The 843-nt window shown below is 71.9% G+C and carries 1 protein-coding gene; it reads left to right on the plus strand.

The features are described from left to right. Positions 1–16: 16 nt before the first annotated feature. Complete coding sequence (locus ACFXPK_RS27600; protein ID WP_385079664.1) at positions 17–811, plus strand: NADH-quinone oxidoreductase subunit N; 795 nt, start codon at positions 17–19, stop codon at positions 809–811. The last annotated feature ends 32 nt before the right edge of the window (positions 812–843 follow it).

An 843-nucleotide genomic window follows, 5' to 3' on the forward strand; every position in this document is an offset into this window, starting at 1 on the left:
GTGGGGGCTGATCTAACTGGTCGGCGGGTCCCCGTCCCCTCTTTGGCCCCCGCAGGACACCCCGGGCGCCCCCACCCCGGCCCCCGGTTCCAGGGCGGGGGCCCGGAGGGGCGCCGCGTTCGGCGCGCTGCTGCGCCTGCTGTACGTGGTGCTGCCGGGCCTGAAGTGGGACTGGCGGCCGGTGATGTGGGGCGTCGTCATCATCACCATGCTGGGCGGGGCGATCGTCGCCATCACCCAGACCGACGTCAAGCGGCTGCTGGCGTACTCCTCGATCGCGCACGCCGGGTTCATCCTGGCCGGGGTGATCGCGGGGACCGGCGAGGGGATCTCCTCCGTCCTCTTCTACCTGGCGGCGTACTCGTTCGTGACGATCGGCGCGTTCGCGGTCGTCACCCTGGTCCGCGACGCGGGCGGCGAGGCCACGCACCTCTCCAAGTGGGCGGGGCTCGGAAGGCGTTCGCCCCTGGTGGCCGCGGTCTTCGCGGTCTTTCTGCTGGCCTTCGCGGGTATCCCGCTGACCTCGGGCTTCTCCGGGAAGTTCGCCGTCTTCAAGGCGGCGGCCCAGAGCGGCGCGGGCGCGCTGGTGGTGGTCGGTGTGATCGCCTCGGCCATCGCGGCGTTCTTCTACATCCGGGTCATCGTGCTGATGTTCTTCAGCGAGCCGAAGCCGGAGGGCCCCACGGTCGCCGTGCCGTCACCGCTCACGATGACGGCGATCGGCATGGGCGTCCTGGTCACCGTGGTCCTGGGCGTCGCCCCGCAGTACTTCCTCGACCTGGCGAGCCAGGCGGGAGGCTTCGTACGGTAGCGGCGCGCGGCGGGTGCGCACGGGGTGCGCAC

Source organism: Streptomyces sp. NPDC059142, assembly GCF_042755665.1.
In the GTDB taxonomy this organism is placed as follows: Bacteria; Actinomycetota; Actinomycetes; order Streptomycetales; family Streptomycetaceae; genus Streptomyces.